At 42.2% G+C, this 19,903-nt stretch carries 18 protein-coding genes; 9 read left to right on the top strand and 9 right to left on the bottom strand.

Annotated elements, in window-relative coordinates:
- Nucleotides 1-58: 58 nt before the first annotated feature.
- Nucleotides 59-1,255, bottom strand: a complete 1,197-nt coding sequence (queG, locus tag I6E86_RS11720) for a tRNA epoxyqueuosine(34) reductase QueG (protein ID WP_197177619.1) — start codon at nt 1,253-1,255, stop codon at nt 59-61.
- A 205-nt stretch (nt 1,256-1,460) separates the two neighbouring features.
- Here queG and I6E86_RS11715 point away from each other — a divergent pair, with 205 nt between their 5' ends.
- Nucleotides 1,461-3,311, top strand: a complete 1,851-nt coding sequence (locus I6E86_RS11715; RefSeq protein WP_197177618.1) for an NAD(P)H-hydrate dehydratase — start codon at nt 1,461-1,463, stop codon at nt 3,309-3,311.
- Nucleotides 3,312-3,316: 5 nt separating this feature from the next.
- Here I6E86_RS11715 and I6E86_RS11710 read toward each other — a convergent pair whose 3' ends face one another.
- Complete coding sequence (locus tag I6E86_RS11710) at nt 3,317-3,811, bottom strand: DUF4124 domain-containing protein (protein ID WP_194365179.1); 495 nt, start codon at nt 3,809-3,811, stop codon at nt 3,317-3,319.
- 1,085 nt (nt 3,812-4,896) lie between these two features.
- On the opposite strand from I6E86_RS11710, the gene I6E86_RS11705 reads away from it, so the two are divergent.
- The 5 genes from I6E86_RS11705 to I6E86_RS11685 all read left to right on the top strand — a co-directional run bounded on the left by I6E86_RS11705 (nt 4,897) and on the right by I6E86_RS11685 (nt 9,554).
- On the top strand, nt 4,897-6,609 hold the full coding sequence (locus I6E86_RS11705; protein WP_197177696.1) for an acetolactate synthase 3 large subunit: 1,713 nt from the start codon (nt 4,897-4,899) through the stop codon (nt 6,607-6,609).
- Nucleotides 6,609-7,106 carry an acetolactate synthase small subunit gene (gene ilvN / locus I6E86_RS11700; RefSeq protein WP_194365181.1) on the top strand — a complete coding sequence of 166 codons (498 nt, stop codon included), beginning with the start codon at nt 6,609-6,611 and terminating at the stop codon, nt 7,104-7,106. The genes I6E86_RS11705 and ilvN overlap by 1 nt, the downstream gene beginning before the upstream one ends.
- 150 nt (nt 7,107-7,256) lie before the next feature.
- On the top strand, nt 7,257-8,273 hold the full coding sequence (ilvC, locus tag I6E86_RS11695) for a ketol-acid reductoisomerase (protein ID WP_194365182.1): 1,017 nt from the start codon (nt 7,257-7,259) through the stop codon (nt 8,271-8,273).
- A gap of 272 nt (nt 8,274-8,545) precedes the next feature.
- Complete coding sequence (locus I6E86_RS11690) at nt 8,546-8,971, top strand: hypothetical protein (RefSeq protein ID WP_194365183.1); 426 nt, start codon at nt 8,546-8,548, stop codon at nt 8,969-8,971.
- A 370-nt stretch (nt 8,972-9,341) separates the two neighbouring features.
- The gene (locus I6E86_RS11685; RefSeq protein ID WP_194365184.1) at nt 9,342-9,554 is read left to right on the top strand and encodes a cold-shock protein; all 213 of its coding nucleotides are present in this window, start codon (nt 9,342-9,344) and stop codon (nt 9,552-9,554) included.
- A gap of 1,068 nt (nt 9,555-10,622) precedes the next feature.
- Here I6E86_RS11685 and I6E86_RS11680 read toward each other — a convergent pair.
- From I6E86_RS11680 to I6E86_RS11655, 6 genes are all read right to left on the bottom strand, one after another.
- A complete protein-coding gene (locus tag I6E86_RS11680; RefSeq protein ID WP_197177617.1) occupies nt 10,623-12,767 on the bottom strand; it encodes a DUF3987 domain-containing protein in 2,145 nt (714 codons plus the stop codon).
- Entirely contained in the window at nt 12,767-12,976 is a 210-nt protein-coding gene (locus I6E86_RS11675; RefSeq protein WP_197177616.1) for a hypothetical protein, read from the bottom strand. Before I6E86_RS11675 ends, I6E86_RS11680 begins: the two co-directional genes overlap by 1 nt.
- Nucleotides 12,969-13,184: a hypothetical protein gene (locus I6E86_RS11670; RefSeq protein WP_197177615.1), complete on the bottom strand. Its 216-nt coding sequence runs from the start codon at nt 13,182-13,184 to the stop codon at nt 12,969-12,971. Before I6E86_RS11670 ends, I6E86_RS11675 begins: the two co-directional genes overlap by 8 nt.
- Nucleotides 13,185-13,186: 2 nt before the next feature.
- Nucleotides 13,187-13,417, bottom strand: a complete 231-nt coding sequence (locus tag I6E86_RS11665) for a helix-turn-helix transcriptional regulator (protein ID WP_197177614.1) — start codon at nt 13,415-13,417, stop codon at nt 13,187-13,189.
- Nucleotides 13,418-13,558: 141 nt separating this feature from the next.
- The gene (locus tag I6E86_RS11660) at nt 13,559-14,374 is read right to left on the bottom strand and encodes a hypothetical protein (protein WP_197177613.1); all 816 of its coding nucleotides are present in this window, start codon (nt 14,372-14,374) and stop codon (nt 13,559-13,561) included.
- A gap of 126 nt (nt 14,375-14,500) precedes the next feature.
- The gene (locus I6E86_RS11655; protein WP_227680648.1) at nt 14,501-15,880 is read right to left on the bottom strand and encodes a tyrosine-type recombinase/integrase; all 1,380 of its coding nucleotides are present in this window, start codon (nt 15,878-15,880) and stop codon (nt 14,501-14,503) included.
- A 238-nt stretch (nt 15,881-16,118) separates the two neighbouring features.
- Between I6E86_RS11655 and I6E86_RS11650 the strand changes: the two genes are divergently transcribed.
- The 3 genes from I6E86_RS11650 (at nt 16,119) to I6E86_RS11640 (ending at nt 18,988) form a co-directional block, all read left to right on the top strand.
- Nucleotides 16,119-16,682 carry a DUF421 domain-containing protein gene (locus I6E86_RS11650; protein ID WP_197177611.1) on the top strand — a complete coding sequence of 188 codons (564 nt, stop codon included), beginning with the start codon at nt 16,119-16,121 and terminating at the stop codon, nt 16,680-16,682.
- Between the two features lie 463 nt (nt 16,683-17,145).
- Entirely contained in the window at nt 17,146-17,895 is a 750-nt protein-coding gene (locus tag I6E86_RS11645) for an electron transfer flavoprotein subunit beta/FixA family protein (RefSeq protein WP_197177610.1), read from the top strand.
- Between the two features lie 160 nt (nt 17,896-18,055).
- Entirely contained in the window at nt 18,056-18,988 is a 933-nt protein-coding gene (locus tag I6E86_RS11640) for an electron transfer flavoprotein subunit alpha/FixB family protein (protein WP_197177609.1), read from the top strand.
- 102 nt (nt 18,989-19,090) lie between these two features.
- On the opposite strand, the gene I6E86_RS11635 is transcribed toward I6E86_RS11640, so the two are convergent.
- On the bottom strand, nt 19,091-19,885 hold the full coding sequence (locus I6E86_RS11635) for a TrmH family RNA methyltransferase (RefSeq protein WP_197177608.1): 795 nt from the start codon (nt 19,883-19,885) through the stop codon (nt 19,091-19,093).
- Nucleotides 19,886-19,903 lie beyond the last annotated feature (18 nt).

The following is a 19,903-nucleotide window of genomic DNA, read 5'->3' as shown; positions in this document are numbered from 1 at the left end:
AAGAAAGCCTCTTAATCATTAAGAGGCTTTTTTAATGCATAATTTTAGAGAGCGTTTTTTATTGCGCTGCCAATTTATTCTGCTGTTCAAGCAACGCCCATTCGATATGATCATCAAGCATAGGGTTATGTATGCCCAATTTGGATTGCAGTTGTTCGACTGTCTCTAAGCTGGCATTTGCGTTGCCAAGTCCAATGGCAATATTGCGTAAAAAATTGACATAACCTGTGCGTCGCAATGGACTACCTTGAGTGTTTTTTAGAAACTCAGCTTCTTGCCACTGCCACAGTTCAAGTAAACTACTGCTATCAAGATTGTGGCGCGGGGCAAAGTCATCGACAGTAGCCAGATTGGCATATCGATTCCATGGGCAGATAAGTTGACAATCGTCGCAGCCAAAGACCCGATTGCCAATCGCACGTCGATACTTGGTATCAATAATGCCGTCATGCTCGATAGTCAGGTAAGAGATACAGGCAGCAGCGTTTAGTTGGTAAGGTGCTACGATGGCTTGGGTAGGACAGATATCGATACAGGCGCTACAACTACCACAGTGTTCTTTGACAGGCGCATCATCAGGCAGCTCAAGGCTTAAAAACAACTCGCCAAGTACAAAGAACGAACCCGCTTGTTTATTAATTAGCAAGGTATGCTTTCCTGTCCAGCCAAGCCCTGCCGCATCGGCAATAGGCCGCTCAAAGATTGGGGCAGAGTCGCTAAAAGGTCTAAAAATAAATTCTTTTTCTGAGCCAATATTTAGATGCTGCCATTCCGGTAGCATTGCTTCGATATTCAGCGCCAACTGTTTTAAGCGACTTCGCATTGTCTTGTGATAATCGCGTCCTCTTGCGTAGCGCGCGATGATACCTTGATTGGGCTGATCATTATCCTCGACAGTGCGCGGTGTGGGCGCTTGAGTCAAGTAATCCATCCGTACGCTGATGATGGTCTTTGCACCCTCTACCAACTGGTCAGGGTGCGCCCGCAAATGATGATTGTTGTGCATGAACTGCAATTGGCCCTCAAAGCCTTTATCAAGCCACTGCTGTAATTGATCCATTTGCTTGGCAAACAAAGGATGATGCACAGACAAGAATCCACAGTCAGCAAACCCTAATGCTTGTGCTTGTTCTGTGATCCATTGCTTCACATCCGCTGCTGTTATAAACTCGATTGACTCTTTAATCGCAATCGTGTTTTTGCTTTTCTCGCTCTTGACAGGTGTGTGCTGGGTAAACTCGGTGGAATTATTCATGTCTGATCGTCAGTGATTATATTAATACCGCTATGATAAGCCAGTGAGTCATGAGCGCAAGTATAAAAGAACATAAACTTACCTGCATATTGATACATAAATGGATGCAAGGGTTTGCTAGGCTGATATCAAAGAATATAAGTTATATCCCAATATTATAAAAACATCAGTAAAAATAGCGAGACTTAAATAAAGGGGCTTAGTCATGAAAAATCAGCTGCACTTATCATCTGCCAAAAATACCAAGCCCATTGCGCTGTATAGTAGCGAGCAGGTTTATGCTATGGAGCAAGCATGGTTTACACAAGGATATGACAGCTTTGGATTGATGCAACAAGCGGCTTGGCAAATGACGCAGCAAATAGAGCTACTTTTTGAGAAAAAGTATCTAGGCCATCACTCTTCGGATAACAATGATGTTTATCATCGCAGTGCTTATTTGCCACGCGCAAGTATCTGGGTAGGAAAGGGCAATAATGGTGGTGATGGATGGCTCGTCGCTCATTATTTGCAGCAAGCTGGCTGGCAAGTGGAGGTCATAGCAGTAGGATTTAGCGATCATGACCTAATCGGACATCGCCAGTCAAAGACAACCAAGCAAGAGAATATCAGCAGTGATGTCGACACTGACGCTACCAAAGCGTTAAAAATAGCCCTGTCTGACAATATTAACTATCAAGGTTTTGACGCGTTTGATAGGGACAAAATTAGTGATGCTGAATTAAAAGCGATGGCTTTGTCAGCAGATATATATATCGATGCTTTGTTTGGTATTGGGCTTGACCGTGTACCGACAGGTATTTATGAACAGGCGATTCATGCTTTTAACCATGCCACTCTGCAGCATCGTGCGCTCTCAGTCGCCGTTGATATCCCAAGTGGGTTGGTAGCCTCTACAGGGCAAGTGTTTGAGCGCATAGCCATACAAGCTGATGTAACGTTGTGTTTGATTGCGCGAAAAATTGGTCTACACACCAAAGATGGCACTGACTATAGCGGAGAGGTAATCGACATACCACTGATCCCTATTCAACACTCACTATATCAAACAGCTGATCACTGTATAGCGCCTGACAAACTATCTGTACAAGACAACTCTCAAGTAGGCGTGCCAGTGGCCACCTTATTGACAGCGGCACACAGTATGAAGCCGCGACGCCAAAACAGTTATAAAGGTAGCTATGGACATGTGCTGATTATCGGTGGCAATCGTGTCAATGGCTCTCAAGGTATGGGCGGTGCGGCAATACTTTCTGCAAGTAGTACAATGGCAACGGGCGCGGGAAAGATAACCGTTGCCTGTCATGAGGACTTCCATGGTGCCTTACTAACCTCATTGCCAGATGCGATGACCATCAACTTACATGATGCAGAGGGGGTAAAGACGCTGATTGAGCAAGCTAGCGTCGTGGCTATTGGCATGGGATTGGGCCGTGACGAAAAAGCAAAAGCGCTATTTATCGACTACATACAGACTGCCATAGCACAGCAAAAATCAATCGTGATTGATGCCGATGGACTTTATCATTTAGCATCGCTGCATATGGGCAACCATGAACTGGTAAAAGAGCTTCGAGAATATAGCGCCAATTATCGAGTCTGCCTGACACCGCATAGTGGCGAAGCGGCTAGATTACTCGATCAAAAAATAAGCGAGGTAGAGAAAGACAGGCTAAAAGCGCTCAAACAGTTGGCTGATATTTATGGTGGCGACTGGGTGCTAAAGGGGGCAGGGTCATTGGTGCTGGAGCAAATAGCAGGACAACAGCAAATATATGTATGTAATGTGGGCAATGCTGGTATGGCAACCGCTGGCATGGGCGATGTACTATCTGGAGTGATGGCTGGTCTGCTTGCACAACAAGACTTAAGCGCATTATCGCGCTGCTTGCACCAAGCCGTGATGATTCATGGGTTTGCTGGAGATACACTGGTCAATCAAACATCAGGAAGCCATCGTAGCGAGCAGCTTTTGGTTGGTCAGCGAGGACTGCAAGCTCAAGACATGCCAGCAGCCATTCGCCATGTGATGCAATTGATGACTATTATGTATTGAAGCGATTAAGTGGCAGCATTACCACAGTATTGGCTGATTGCCTGCTGAACACGCTCACGTTTCAGCTCGATTTCGCGACCATCTAGATATTGACGTTTGCCACTGGCATCCATCTCATAGATACGTCCACCAACGTTTAAGTTGGTCAAGTTATTGCGTAGCGACTGACAGCGCTGAGCATTCGCCTGAGCTTCTTGCTCTTTAATACGTGTCTCAAGCGCTGCGACTCTTTGTTCTTCTGCACTAGGGGCGTTGCTCTGACTGGCATCTGTTTTACCAGCTAACTGTCCGGCATTGTTTTGTCTACCGTCACTACGGAACTCGATCAGCTCAATATTTTTACCCACCTGCGGGGCATGTTGGCTGTATTTAACTTCACCATGCGCCCCAATCGACTTATAGACTTGAATGGCCTGACTGGCATTCATAGACAGCATTAGCATACACGCGGTACTTGTTAATAATTTGACAGCGGTGTGTATCTTAGACGCATATGCCATAGTAGCAATCCTCTTTTTGGTCAAAAAATAGATGTGGTCAGTCTTATATAACTTGAATACGGTATCAGGCTTGTATGTTCTACTATTTATTTAGTCTACTGAACACTAATAGCGCTATTATTTGCCTTTTTTATATCCAAATTATCTTGAACGAACGATGTATGGAAGTAATATTTGAATGTCTTGGTGATAACGGTAACGTACTAGCACTTGATTCTAACAAATAATACTTATCAATGTATATTATTTAATAACCAATAGTTAGGGGTAGGGTTTATAAGTTTTTCTTGACAATACGGCGCAAACCACCGAATATAATAGCTGTTGATTGGTCAGTGAGCGGCTTTTATGATATTGCCGTGGCACTTGAAAATAAGCGCTATAAGTTGCTTATCGGTGACTTAAGAAGTTCTATTTTCTTTGTGATAATGATAGGGCGCAGGTAGTAGGTATGATGACTATTATCGATCGCTGTATCCATTGTCTCCGGACTTATCCGTCTACAATGACTGAGATAAACTTATTATTTAAAATGGCTAAATGCGAACATGCAGTGGCGTTAAACGAGATATAAACACATAGTTTTGTGGTTTCCTAAATAGACTTATAAGATTTAATATTCTTATAAATCAATATTGGCGACTGAAATATTGCTATCAATATTTATAAATCTGTCGCAATGATTCGTTCAATATTGGCTCGTCGTAATCCTTAATAATAAGTCTCTTTATAGATGCGCTCGCATCTTGTCATTATATATCGATAAATCTGTCACAAACCTGACCATACATATATTGCTGTATTTGAGTAATATGCTACCTCAAAAGGACGCATTGCTTGAGTATAATAGGCAGAAATTCTTGATATGGACAAGGATTGGCTGGTGTCAAATGAAGGCAAAATAATGCTGATATTGGATTATTTTGACGCTAAGATACCGCGAATTCTCGCCGCAAAAAAAGGTGATGACAGTGACTCAAACCACGCAAAGTCCGAATATGACAGGACATACCCAAACGGGTAATGCCGCCAAAAATTTTGAAGAAAAACAACAACGCCTGGCAGAAGGTAGTGCACAGCCTGTGATGCTATCGGGCGCTGAAATGCTGGTACAAGCGCTGACTGACGAAGGTGTCAAATATATCTTTGGTTATCCAGGCGGTGCTGTTCTGCACATCTATGATGCGCTATTTCAGCAAGAAGCCATTGAGCATATCTTGGTGCGTCACGAGCAAGCCGCTGGTCACATGGCAGATGCTTATTCACGAGTAACGGGTAATACGGGCGTCGTATTGGCCACCTCAGGTCCTGGTGCAACGAACACTGTCACTGCTATTGCGACAGCCTTTATGGACTCAGTACCGATGGTAGTGATTGCAGGTCAGGTGCCAAGTAGCCTAATCGGCGAAGACGCTTTCCAAGAAACGGATATGGTCGGTGTGTCACGTCCTATCGTTAAGCATAGTTTCCAAGTACGCCATGCTAGCGAAATTCCGATGATCGTCAAAAAAGCCTTTTATATCGCGCAGTCCGGACGCCCAGGCCCTGTCGTCATTGATGTGCCAAAAGATATGACTGCCCCTAGCGAAAAATTCGCTTATGAGTACCCAGAAGAGGTATTTATACGCTCTTACCAGCCTTCACTTAAAGGCCACAGCGGTCAGATCAAAAAAGCGGTTGAGACTTTATTAGCCGCGCAGCGTCCTGTCGTATATGCAGGCGGCGGTGTGATTTGGAGTAAGGCCCACGAAGAGCTGACCGATTTGGCTCATCGTCTGAATTTACCAGTGACCAACACATTGATGGGTCTTGGTACGTTCCCTGGCTCAGATGAGCAGTTCTTGGGCATGCTCGGTATGCACGGTACCTATGAAGCCAACATGAGCATGCATCATGCTGATGTTATTTTGGCAGTTGGTGCGCGTTTCGATGACCGCGTAACCAATAACGTCAAAAAATTCTGTCCTAACGCGACTATTATTCATATCGATATCGATCCCACTTCGATTTCAAAGACCATTCTTGCGCACATTCCTATCGTTGGCGATGTAAAGTCTGTCCTAACTGATATGTTAGAAATAGTCGGTGAAGATAAGCAACTAGAGCAGCATGCATTGCTAGATTGGTGGTCACAGATTAATGAGTGGCGTAAGCGTCATGGTTTGCGTTATGACACCAGTACAGACAATGGTATCAAGCCACAAAGTGTCGTACAAGCTCTAGATAAAGTGACTAATAGTAACGCTATTATCACGAGTGACGTCGGTCAGCATCAGATGTTTGCAGCGCTTTACTATACCTATAATGAGCCACGTCAATGGCTGAACTCAGGTGGTCTTGGTACCATGGGTGTTGGTCTGCCGTATGCGATGGCAGCCAAGCTTGCTAACCCTGAGCGTGATGTAGTTTGTATCACGGGTGAAGGCTCTATTCAAATGAACATCCAAGAGCTATCGACTTGCCTACAGTACAATTTACCAGTCAAAATATTGAACTTAAATAACGCACAGCTAGGTATGGTGAAGCAGTGGCAAGACATGCTGTATGAAGGTCGCCATGCTCAGTCTTATATGAACTCCTTACCAGATTTTGTCAAATTGGCTGAAAGTTATGGTCACGTCGGTATCAAAATTACTGACCCTGCGACCATGGAAGCACAATTGGCTGAAGCGATGGCCATGAAAGACAAACTGGTATTTATCGATGTTTATGTCGATCGTAATGAGCATGTGTATCCGATGCAAATCGCTGGACAGGCTATGCGTGATATGTGGTTAACAAAAGGGGAGCGTACCTAATGCAACAACAACATCTGATTTCGGTATTGATGGAAAACGAAGCGGGTTCGTTGTCGCGTCTAGTCGGCTTGTTCTCACAGCGTGGCTATAATATCGAAACGCTCAACGTCGCGCCTACTGACAACCCAAGCATTTCACGCTTGACGTTGACGACCATTACTTCACCCGAAAGAATTGAACAGATCACTAAGCAATTGCATAAATTGATTGAAGTGGTTAAAGTGCTTAATCTAACGGATAACGTACACGTTGAGCGTGAATTGATGCTGATCAAAGTACGGGCAACTGGCAGTATACGTGAAGAGATTAAACGCAGCGCAGATATTTTCCGTGCACAAATCGTCGATGTAAATGCCAACTTGTATACGATTCAAATCGTCGGTGACAAGGCCAAACTTGACGGCTTCATTGATGTGCTTGGACGTGAGCGTATTATGGAAGTGGTTCGCTCGGGTGTTATCGGTATTGCTCGCGGCGAAAAAACGCTTAGCATTTAATCATTATTACGACTTATTTTGATTAAAAATTATTCTAATCAAGAATTATTTATCTAAATCAACAAAGCGCTTATCTTAGTTCTTATATTGGCTATAGCATAAGCGTTTACTATCCATGGCAAGCCATGATTGAAGACAAGGACTCTATTTATGAACGTTTTTTATGACAAAGATTGTGATTTATCAATTATCCAAGGTAAAAAAGTTGCCATTATTGGTTACGGTTCACAAGGCCATGCGCACGCACTTAACCTACAAGAATCAGACGTCGATGTAACGGTTGGCCTACGCGCTAACTCAGGCTCATGGAAAAAAGCTGAAAATGCTGGCCTAAAAGTTTCTGAAGTAGAAGAAGCGGTAAAAGCTGCTGACGTTGTTATGATTTTGACGCCTGATGAGTTCCAAAAAGAGCTTTATAATGACGTGATCGAACCAAACATCAAAGAAGGCGCTACGTTGGCTTTCGCTCATGGTTTCGCGATTCATTATAACCAAGTCGTACCACGTGGCGATCTTGATGTCATCATGGTTGCACCAAAAGCACCAGGTCATACTGTACGTTCAGAATTTGCAAAAGGTGGCGGTATCCCTGATCTTATCGCAATCTATCAAGATGCTTCAGGTCAAGCCAAACAACTAGCACTATCTTATGCTGCTGGTGTTGGTGGTGGTCGTTCAGGTATCATCGAAACCACGTTCAAAGACGAAACTGAAACGGATCTATTCGGTGAGCAAGCCGTACTTTGTGGCGGCGCAGTAGAGCTGGTTAAAATGGGCTTTGAGACGCTAACAGAAGCGGGCTATGCACCAGAAATGGCTTATTTTGAATGTCTACATGAGCTAAAGCTTATCGTTGATTTGATGTATGAAGGCGGTATCGCTGACATGAACTACTCAATCAGTAACAACGCTGAGTACGGCGAATATGTCACAGGCCCTGAAGTCATCAATGAGCAGTCACGTGAAGCCATGCGTAATGCACTAAAACGTATCCAGTCTGGTGAATATGCAAAAATGTTCATCTCTGAAGGCGCTACTAACTATCCATCAATGACCGCGCGTCGTCGTAACAATGCTGAGCATCAAATCGAAATCACTGGCGCTAAGCTACGTGGCATGATGCCTTGGATTGGTGGCAACAAAATCATCGATAAAGAAAAGAACTAATTCTTTTTATAGATAAATATCTGATTTAGAGTAAGTTGCCCGTGTTATCAGTAGATAGCACGGGTTTTTTATGTGCAATTTTTAGCAGATGTCTGTACCCTTGTATATCTTGGTTGAAAACAGGTAGTCGTTACCCAATATAAAATGTCTCTCTAATATGAGCCGGCACCTTGGCATTGACCAAAGCGCTTTTACGATTAGCATTTGTCTCTGAATGATTAAGGCAAATGAGTTCCCTACACTCTCTTTCTATAGATTACAGGTTGTATGTTGTGCAAATATCTTATTCAGACTGGCTAACGCCGCAATTCGTCTATGTTATTTTTAGCGCTGTGGTAGCAGTTTTAATTTGGATAGAAGGGGAGATGCTCAAGCAAACTGACGGCAAACTGCCTCAATCTAAATTTTTTAAATTCAGCTCACTCTTAGATACGATGTGGTTTTTTATCTCGGTGTTGATGTTATACGTGATTGAACTGACACCATTGGCCATAACGATTCCTGCAGCCTACGGTCTGTATACGACTTTTGGTTGGGTATATGGCACAAAGCTACTAAAGCGTAAAGGCATTCCTGATTCTCCAAAAGATCTCGTCATACCAGCCAAATATATCGCCTACAGCCAATCGTTCTCCTTAGTGTTTTTTGCATTATGTTTATTGGTACTCAGTTCAGCATGGTTACCGGTAGCACAGTAGGCACTATTAAAATGTGTATACCATAATTTTCTATCTTATTTGGTTAGAGAGAGTATTTATCGCTAGATGATGAATGCCGATAGTTCAGAAAAATCTTTTATATCAATATGATATATGACTGTCTTCTGCCCATATTGATTCATAAAGACAGTTAAAACTTATTTACAAAAATCAGTAATTTAGACTGTTACCTGCATGGAAAACTGTTATAATCAGATTATACCAAGAGTGTTTGAGGTGAGAATTTTAAGTTTTCTTTAAGAATATTTTAAATTTTGAACCGCCGCATTTAGCACAAGATACTCAGGTATATATCAATTAATCGGTGATGACACAAGTCTCGCCAACAGTTAAAGAGTCAGGAAAATTTATGTCAGATAAAGTTGAAGGCACTGTAAAGTGGTTTAATGAAGCTAAAGGTTTTGGTTTTATCGCTCAAGACAATGGCGGACAAGACGTATTCGCTCACTACAGCGCTATCCAAGGTGGCGGTTTCAAAACCCTAGCTGAAGGCCAAAAAGTATCTTTCATCTTAGGTGATGGCAAAAAAGGCCCACAAGCTGAGCAAATCGAAGCACTATAATCTCATTCGTTATTGAGTAAACTGATTTTCAGTGAACTTAATGACAATTAGATTATGAATCTGCATTGATAGCTTTGTTTGTTAAAACAATAAAAATACTGTACCTATTTTAAAGAAAAGCAACCTCTCATCAGGTTGCTTTTTTTGTGCTTAAGTTATTGTTTTTATTGGGTATTTATTAATACTATTAATATTTGGTAGCCGTTTTGGTAGCCAGTAGCTTTAAATTTTGGCTATTGGTAGCCATAGGGTGATGTAATTATTATGTAAGCTATGCTGTTACCTGCCTGCTTTTCTAGCGTCCTTAACATTAACTAGCGGTGGCTCGTGCTTACGATACTTGTCCCTAAACTTGCTTTAACTTTTTAACCTAGCATTAACCTACTGATAGTGGCTGTAAGTCCTACTCTTACGTTACTTGTCGCAAAAGTCCCTAAATTGTGTAATAACCTCTCTCGATACTTGTCCAAAAAGTCCCTTTTTATGGATTCGCAAAACTCCTCTTTTTAGGGACTCTAAAAAATAAATAACCCCAAACTTAGGGATATCTATGCCAGTGTTTAGTATTTTCTGATTGGGTTTTCTAACGCTTGAATGTTAGCTTTTGACAACATGTAAGACGATGCAAGTTGTTTCTAAATGTAAGGTTTTGACAGGTTTATTACCTTGTATCTTTATATTGAATGTTAGGTTCTAACGTGTCCGAAAACTAGGGGAAACCTTAACATGCCTTAACAGGCTGCTAGTGCTCAAACTGATCTTACGATAAATATTTATAAACATTAGGCACAAAAAAAGCAGACGTTCATGCCTGCCAATAGATACCGCCTAAAAGCTGCCTAAATTGCCTAAATTACTTGTAAGCCATACACTGTAAGCGATTGAGTTAGTAATGCCCCCGTCCTAAGTGTGCCTAAATTGCCTTTATTGTGCCTAAATAGCTATAACTTTAGGACGGTTTAGGCAAAAAAGGCACGGTTAGGCAAACGCCTTTAATAAGTAAAAGCCCCTAGCTGTAAGGGCTAAGGGCTGTTTAGGCAAAAAAGGCACGTTTTCAGGTACACACGCTTATATAAATAACTTAGGATTAATATAGATCACTTTCTTTTTACCGTCCTCCATCTGTTTGATATGTCCCATACTTTCTAAGTTATCAAGCTCATTCTGTAGCACCTTATTGTTTTTACGCATCGGCTTAGGTGCGCCATTAAAAACATCAGTACGATTTATTATAGGCGGGATTTTATGCTTGGTTTTATCCACTAGCCAGCTAGATAACTTCTCACTATCGTTCTGTACACCTTGCGGTGTTGCATCAAGATAGCGCAAACGTTCAGCTGTTGAATACTCTACTAACGTAAATGACCGTGTTATATCATCAGTGGTTATAGTCTCGCGCCCTTCAAAGTAAGCCATTAATGACGCTATACGACTGGCATTTTCTGCCATACGTGACGCATAGCCTTTTAGATATTCAAACTCCTTGCCTTTTGCTTGCCTGTTTTCTATGCCTTGCATATGCTGATAAAATACTTGTTCTGCTTGATCATCTGCCCATTGTATTTTTATACGTGGACTGTCTTTGCTGTCTAATCCTCTTGGTATGTTACCTAAGAAGGGGGTTAGTAGATTTTGGCAGCGTGTCCAGTACTCTATTAAATTAGGGTTATCATGCGGGTTATCTTTTATACGCTGCATATCGTCTAACGTTCTTTTACCTCGCAAGTCTTCAGGACAAGAAATCAAGGCACGGGCTAAAAATCCTTGTTCATTCATTAGCGGGTCAGTTAATGCTCCTTCTAATACTACTCTTTGCCCCATCAAAACTAGCGTTAATCGGACGTGATAGGCGTTGGTTTTAGCTATAGCATAAGCGTTCTTTTGTGATCGTAGGCGGGATATTTCACCATCACTATGCATTGTAGTAAGTGCTGACAAGGCATTGCCTGCGGTATCTCCTTTCATGGTATGCCCGCTAAAAAATTGCCCCGCCTCGTCTGTTGTCCATGATGCGTTATACATTTCATTACTAACAAATTTATCTAGTATCGGTTCGATAGTGGCATCTCTAAATACGGTTACGGGGTTTTTTGGCTTTGGGTTTGCTTCAAGAAACGCTTGCATGTTTTTAATAGGCGTTGCTGCTTTGTCCTTATCCCATTTTTTAATATCTTTTATATAAATATCGTATTGTTGGCGTTCATACTCTCTAATTTTAAAGTGAGTTAAGCCCATAGCTTGAGATTTGCCTGATCCGCTTTCGCCCTCAATAATTATCATTAAACTAGCGGGTTGGTGACCGTGCCCCATAGGTGCATCAATAAATCGCTGCCCCATGTGTGCCAGTGCTCCTAAAACGCATTGTCCCGCCATTGCATTAGGTACTTGTGAGTAATACGCTACCGCATTAACAACCTTTTTTAGTAAGCCTGTGAACGCGTCTATAGGGTATGGTGTGGGCTGGCTTGGGTCACTGGCTAAGGGTTCAGGTTCGCCCCATGCCAGCACTTCAAGCTCGATAGTGTCCGCATCTGTAATAAGGTCGCCTATTAAATCACCTTCGTTCAGTCTGCTAATGATGCTATCTATCGTTATATGAGCAATGGCATTTATACCTGCTTGCCGTTTAACAAGCCTGTCCTTGTACTGGGCTGTGTCCATAATATGAATGGTTTTGACTTCGCTAAAATGTCTTAACGTCATATCAAACATACTTTTATTAAGGCATGCCAACACAGTGACATTAGGATCATTCACGGCTAAGGCAGCGTATAACATCACGGCATCGCTTAGGTCGGTCACTAGCCACCAGTTGCTATCATGACTCATTAAGCCTATAGCGTAGGCACTTGCTTGTGTGGTGTCCGATATGATGGGCGACTCGTTATCATTGTTTGGCGTGCGTGCTGCTATGTTGACGGGTTCGCCCTTATTATTGACCATGACAAGGCCATACCTGCCTTTAGTATTAGGCAGTCTTTCACCTTTGCTATTACCGCCCTTCATGCTAATATCATCGTGTAGATAGCGCGTATTATCTATATGATTGGTTGGTAGTCCTAAATCATTCTGCAAGCCGTCTAACTGGCTGATATCTGTATCTTGTGCGCGTTGTTCAGGTGTCAAGTTTTCAATATCAGCAATATAGCTAATGAAGTCGCCCATGTTCTCAGCATGGGCTTTTTCATGGCTGTTTGTTTGTAGTGTGCTCATTATTTATTATCCTTATCATGCTGTATCTTGTCCGCTGCCTGTTTATTGTTTTGCTGGCATGTGGTCAATGACAATATAGAGTAAATGCCTATCACTAACACCACTGCCATGAATATGACAAACTCTATTAGTAAGCCAAGTTTGTCCGTCTTTTTGCGCTCCTGTGCGCTGTCATGGGCTTTTAGATGGTCTTTGTTATGATTACTCATTAGTAGCCCCTTTATTGTCTGTAATGGTGTTCAGGATTACATTTAATCGGATACCCTCGTCATCAATATCGCTTGCTAGTACCTGCATATTGAATTCAAAATCGGACGGGCTTAAATCCTCCTCTAGCATTGCGGTCATTATTCTTGTCGTTAACCGTCTGCAGTGCTCAAGGTTTTCGATTATGTCTTTGAGTTCGGCTGTATTCATGATTAAACCCCCTCGTTAGCTGATTTCTGATTTTCTAACCATGCTTGAATTTCGGCATTGTCAAAAAGCTGTAAGCCGTTTACTGATTTAGGGGCGGGCATTTTGCCTTGCTTGATCCATCGTCTAATGCTTTGGTGGTGTACGCCTAAATAGTCCGCCATTGGCATTATGCGTGTGTAACCATTGCTGGCTAGTTTGGCTTTATCGGTGGTGGTAGTGCTCAGGTTTGTCATTGCTGTATCTCCGTTGATTAGTGCTGATTGAAGATCACACATTAACTTTTTACCTAGCAGGTCAGGTAAGTGGGGTAAGCAAAAAAAATACCCTAGGTAAGCTACCTAAGGTATATATAAATCAATGACTTAGCTGAAAGTTTATCTTTTACGCTGCCCTCCAAAATCCTTTAATGGCGTGCTAACTTGTCTTAATCTCTTTACTGAGCTGTCCTCAGCATTATTACCATAAGAAGTATTGCTGTTTATCCATCTATCGGCTTTGTTTGAATGTGAGTCAGTGCCTATCAGTCCATCTATATATAGATTACTCCATAACTTAACAGCGTGGCTCAAATCAGGGGCGTGGTATTCATTGCTCTTATCATGGATAGCTGTTAATAAGGTGTCATAAGCTGGCGTGTCGTTACGTTCCTCTAATTGCTTTTGAAGGTCTGCTATCTCCTTTTTTAGCTTGGCTATTTCTTGCTGCTCAGGGGTATTCTGCTCGTTGTTCTGCCTTGATGCTATATAGCTTTGTACTTGCTCACGTTTGAAGGATAGATGCTCTTTAGTGACTGTTAAAATATCATTATCACTATAGGGGCTATAGTTTTCATCATTAAAATAACGATATATATTAATAGCGTTATAATACAATTCACATTCGTAGCCCATCTCATCACGAGCATGGCCAATAGCAACACTATCGCTATAGCCGTCTAATAAGTCTAATAGTTTGCGGTTGGTTAGATAACCATCATTAAATAATTTCATAGTAGCTGGCTCAAAGCCCTCATAATCCTTGCCTGTTCTAGTATCCATTATTGGTGTTATGTGGGCTATATAACGATTATAAGAGAATAAAGGGGTTAACTTGCCTTGTCTGCATAATGTGGCTATGTCTTTAGCTGTATATTCGTGTTCATCATTAGATAATTCTGAAATTGTCTTTTGAAGGGTGTAATAATCTAACATAATAACGCGCCTTTAATTACACACCTCTAAATCATAAAAAGGTACAAGGCATTGACAGCTTAAGGCGTGTAAAAATAGCTGTCGTTCGGGTAATTAATCCTAGCCTTGCATGGTTGGTGCTAAGTATTAACCTAGCTTTCGTTTTTGTGCCTTGAAGTCAGCACGGATCACATTATCAAACTTGCCAGCTTTTAACTGGTCAAGGTAGTTTGCCCATTCGGTCATCATGCGCGTTCTATCATCTATTGCCGTCATGCGGTTGTATGCTTTGCCGTACTTGTTAAGCATTGCGTGACCTAGTGCCAGCTCAGTGACTAATTCATCATAGTTTAGGCGTTCCATTAACATAGTCTTTGCACTGGCTCTAAAACCGTGTGGGCTGTGAATGCCTTTGTAGCCTTGTCCATCATTCATCAATTCACTATTCAATACTTTGTTGATTTCTTGCACATGGTGATAGGGCGCTTTTTTGCGTCTGCTATTATAGAATACATAATCATAATCGCCTGTCAGTGGCTGCATACGCTCCAATATAGCCATAGCTTGCGGTGCTAGCGGTATGAGTATGCTGTCCACCATGTCGCCCCGTCCTTTGCTCTTTTGCGGCTCTAAATGCCATTGCTTGGCGTTCAGGTCAATATCTGCCCACTGCATCGCACAAGCATCACCAATGCGAACAAACGTAAGGGCTAATAGCTGTAAGATGCTTTTGTTATATAGCTGGCTTGTATCGTCTAACTGGTCAATGTCGTTTAGCAGTTTGGCAAACGAGGTAACATCATTACTTAACGCTGGGCGGTGTTTGACCTTGTGATTTTTGAGTGTTCCCTGTAGCTCGCTTGCTGGGTTGTACTCAATCACCATATGAGCTTTTGCAATCTGTAAGATGCTTTTTAATACTGTTTTTACTCTCAATCCTTTGTAAGTGTAATTTTTTTGAATGTTGTTAATAAACTTGATAACAATACTAGGGGTTATATCTGTAACCTTCATATGTCCTAGCTGGCTCTCAATCGGTTTTAACAGTTTTTTGTTTTTACTAATAGTAGCTGCAGCTAGGTTTTTGCTAGTTTCAATATCGCGCCATTCATTAATGAAGTATTGTAAGGTATTTTGACGGTCTGTTATTTCTTTTTGCTTGGCATCGGCTCTATGCTCTATAGGGTCTATACCTTTGGCTAATAGCTGCATGTTGTCGCTGTGGTATTGGCGGGCATCGGCAAGGCTTAACGCTGGATATTGTCCTAATGTCATGTATGGGCGTTTGCCAGTGATAGGGTGGGTGTAACGGTGTCTAAAGTCTGTGGTAGCGTCTGGGCTGTCTTTGTGGGGTCTTATGCGTAGCTCTAAGCCTTTGTAGCCAGCAATAGGGTAGTTGGCTGTGTTGGTAGCCTTAATAGTGTCTTTGATTGCTTTCTTGATTTGGGTATCAGTTGTTAGGTCTGCTTTAGCCATTGTCTTATTACCTTTATTTGGTAGCCATTTTGGTAGCCACTTGGTAGCCATTTCCACGTTTGCACTAACGTTATCACAAGTGATTATATTAGCACCAAAGGCACGTAAAACAAAGGGTTTAGGCTTATCAGGTTTTATCAGGCTTTATCAAAAATCGACCTCTCATCAGGTTGCTTTTTTTGTGTCATTTTTTTGAGAAAAACGAAATGCTATTGATTTTTTCACCATCGTCGTCAACTAATAAAAGAGATTAATTCAAAAAAATAATAGTAATAGATAAGGAGTTGTTATGAAATGGGAGACTTGGCTTTCAATTGACTGGCAACAAGTTATAGGCATCTCTTTGTCGGCGGTTGGATTCTATATTGGCCTGATGCTCTTTACTCGGTTGATGGGTCTACGCAGTTTTTCTAAGCTATCGAGCCACGATTTTGCTATGACAGTGGGCATTGGTAGTATATTAGCTTCGACTGTACTGTCCGATAAGCCCTCTCTGCTGCAAGGTTTGTGTGCTGTGGCAGTGCTGTTTTTGATTCAGGGCGTTGTCTCACTGATTAGACGTAAAGTAAAACCACTAAAAGCTCTGATAGACAATCAGGCGATTATACTCATGGCGCATGGCGAGTATTTCTCAGATAATTTAAAAGAGGCGAATCTCAGTAGGAGTGATGTGCAAGAAGTGCTGCGCAAAAATGGTATCAAATCTAAAACTGAGGTATTTGCAGTTATTATGGAAACGACAGGTGATATGAGTGTCATCAAGCACAACGATGTGGCACCTGACTGGTCACTGTTCGATGACATACGTGACAGTGAATTGTTAATCGATGCTAACAAGAATGGCACGCAATAAGCCTCGGTTACTCAATCATTTTGAATAGTTAATCTCAAAGAGAGAAATAATAACAAAATACTAAGTACGTCTAGCACACAGAATGTTATAAAGGTGCAGACGCTAAAGTAAATCAATCTAAGAAAATCACAACATTATGGACTTATAGAAGATTTATTGTAGAGTGGTGACAAATTTATGACGCATTATTCACGGCAGTGTCTTGACCTTATGGGCATGCTCACGCAAGATACATAGGTCTGATAATAACGGTTGGCTTAGCCTTAGCAGATTTATTATTATTTATTATCAAGAGATGCAGTGTTATTATTATTTTGATAATGGCCCATCTTTTTAATGAACAATATATTTGTTGATGTAGTAATAACCTTTAGCACAATTTTGAACGACAGTTTGAACAACGATGAACCTTTGGTTCTTAACTGATAATTTTTAATTCATAACATTAATAAACGAGGAACGTATGAAAGCATTAGTAGCGGTCAAGCGTGTCATTGATTATAACGTAAAAGTTCGTGTAAAAGCCGATAACTCTGGCGTTGATTTATCAAACACTAAAATGTCAATCAACCCTTTTGATGAGATTGCTGTAGAAGAAGCCGTTCGTCTAAAAGAAGCGGGCGTCATTGATGAAATCATTGTTGCATCAATCGGTCCTAAAGAGTCGCAAGAGCAGATCCGTGCAGCACTAGCACTGGGTGCTGACCGTGGCGTACTAGTAGTGAGTGATGAAAAACCATATCCGTTACAAGTGGCTAAGATTCTAAAAAGCATCGCTGAAACCGAAGGCACAGATATCATCTTGCTAGGTAAACAAGCGATCGATGATGACAACAACCAAACGGGCCAGATGCTAGCGGCATTGATGGGTATCGGTCAGGGCACGTTTGCATCAGAAGTGAAAGTTGAAGGCGATAAAGTAAACGTCACGCGTGAAATCGATGGCGGCCTGCAGACGGTTGCTTTGGCTCTACCAGCGGTTATCACCACTGACTTGCGTTTGAATGAACCACGTTATGCTAAATTGCCTAACATCATGAAAGCGAAGAAAAAACCACTTGATGAAAAAACGCCAGCGGATTTCGGTGTTGATATGACATCTAAGCAAGAGATTATTAAAGTCGTGCCACCTGCTGACCGTAAAGCTGGTATTACAGTAGGGTCAGTTGATGAGTTGGTCGATAAGCTAAGAAACGAAGCAAAAGTCATTTAATGTTTTAATGATTGGATACTTCGCTACGGCATATCAGGTACAGGGCTATATATCTAGCGTGTTTATTTGACATAGACCATAGGCATAGCATCGATACAGCTGGCTCTGTACGCAAACAACCGCATGAATAGATGATACGAATAAATAAAGGATTAAAATCATGGCAATTTTGGTATATGCAGAACATGACAATGTCAGTCTAAAAAAGGCAACTTTAAATACAATCGCTGCTGCTAAGCAAATGGGCGATGATATCCATGTATTGGTCGCAGGTAGCGGTGCTCAGGCAGTCGCTGATGAAGCAGCAAAGGCTGAAGGCGTGACGAAGGTATTGCTTGCAGATAACGCTGCTTACGACCACCAAATGGCAGGTAACATCGCGCTATTGGTTGCAGATATTGCGGGTGACTATAGCCATATCTTAACGGCTGCGACAACCACTGGCAAAAACTTTATGCCACGTGTTGCCGCTTTGCTTGATGTGAGCATGTTGTCAGAAATCTCTGGTGTGGTAGATGCGCAAACGTTTGAGCGTCCTATCTATGCAGGTAACGCGACGGCAACTGTGAAAACCTCAGAAGCTAAAGTAGTATTGACTGTACGTACGACAGCATTTGATCCAGTAGCTAGCGAAGGCGGCTCAGCCACTGTTGAGACCCTCGATAACGTACAAGAAACTGGCAAAGCAAGCTTCGTTAGTGAAGAGATGGCTAAGTCAGATCGTCCAGAATTGACCTCAGCAAGCATCGTGGTTTCTGGTGGTCGTGCATTGGCAAATGGTGAAAACTTCACTAAGTACATCGAGCCATTGGCAGACAAGCTAGGCGCTGCTGTTGGCGCGTCACGTGCCGCTGTTGACGCAGGCTATGTACCAAACGATATGCAGGTTGGTCAAACGGGTAAAATCGTTGCACCAGACTTATATATCGCTGCTGGTATTTCAGGCGCGATTCAGCATTTGGCTGGTATGAAAGATTCTAAAGTGATTGTTGCTATCAATAATGATCCAGAAGCACCTATCGCTAGCGTGGCTGATTACTTCTTAGAAGCGGATTTGTTCGCAGCACTACCTGAGCTAACCAGCAAGGTTTAATATATCAGTAGTAATAGACGTACATAAAAAACCCACCATCAATTGATGGTGGGTTTTCTTATGCTTGATAGATAGAGTTTTAATAGCAGTTATAAATGGAGGCTAAGAGTAGTTTCGTTGACGCAAGGTCTCATACAGACATAACGACCCTGCAATCGCTACGTTTAAGCTTTCTTGACCGTTTGGCTGCGGTAAAGCGATAGGCGTGGCACACTGCATCAGCTCATCACTGACGCCTTGACCTTCGTGTCCCATAATCCAAGCCACTGGGGCAGATAAATCATGGTCGTAAATCAAGGTATCGGTATGTGAGCTGGTTGCTAAAAGTGGCACTTGTACATAATCTAAAATGTCTTGTGTGCTCAGACCCTCATAGATAGTCAGCGCAAACTGTGCGCCCATACCTGCTCGTAGCGTCTTAGGAGACCAAGCTTGAGCCGTTGCACTGGTACATAGGATATTCTTTATACCAATGGCCGCTGCTGTGCGTAATAGCGTGCCGACATTGCCACTGTCTTGTACGTCATTTAGGATCAGGCAGTCCTCATCGATCATCGATAAATTAGGCTCAGGTACCTTAATGATTGCCATGATATCGATGCCTGTACCCAAACTGCGGATACTCTCATAAAGTGCATCTGATAAAGTGAGAATGGGCGTGTAAGTGGGCAGGCGAGTAAGCACCTGCTGAACTTCAGCGTGACTGCGTGCCGATTCAGACAAGAGTATCTGGACGAATGGATAATCGCTACGAAGTGCGGCATCAATGAGATGAACGCCCTCTATGACTGTCTGACCGTGCTTTTTACGCTGGCGAGCCTGTGCGAGCAGCGCTTTTACGAGCTTGACGGTCGTATTCTTATCTGAGGTAATCAGCTCGGTGGGATTTGTTACCATGGTGAGTCACTTAGAGAA

Source organism: Psychrobacter sp. SWN149, from assembly GCF_015864565.1.
Classification (GTDB): domain Bacteria; phylum Pseudomonadota; class Gammaproteobacteria; order Pseudomonadales; family Moraxellaceae; genus Psychrobacter.
Note: the sequence above shows the minus strand (reverse complement) of the source record. Positions and strands in the feature narration are given on the sequence as shown.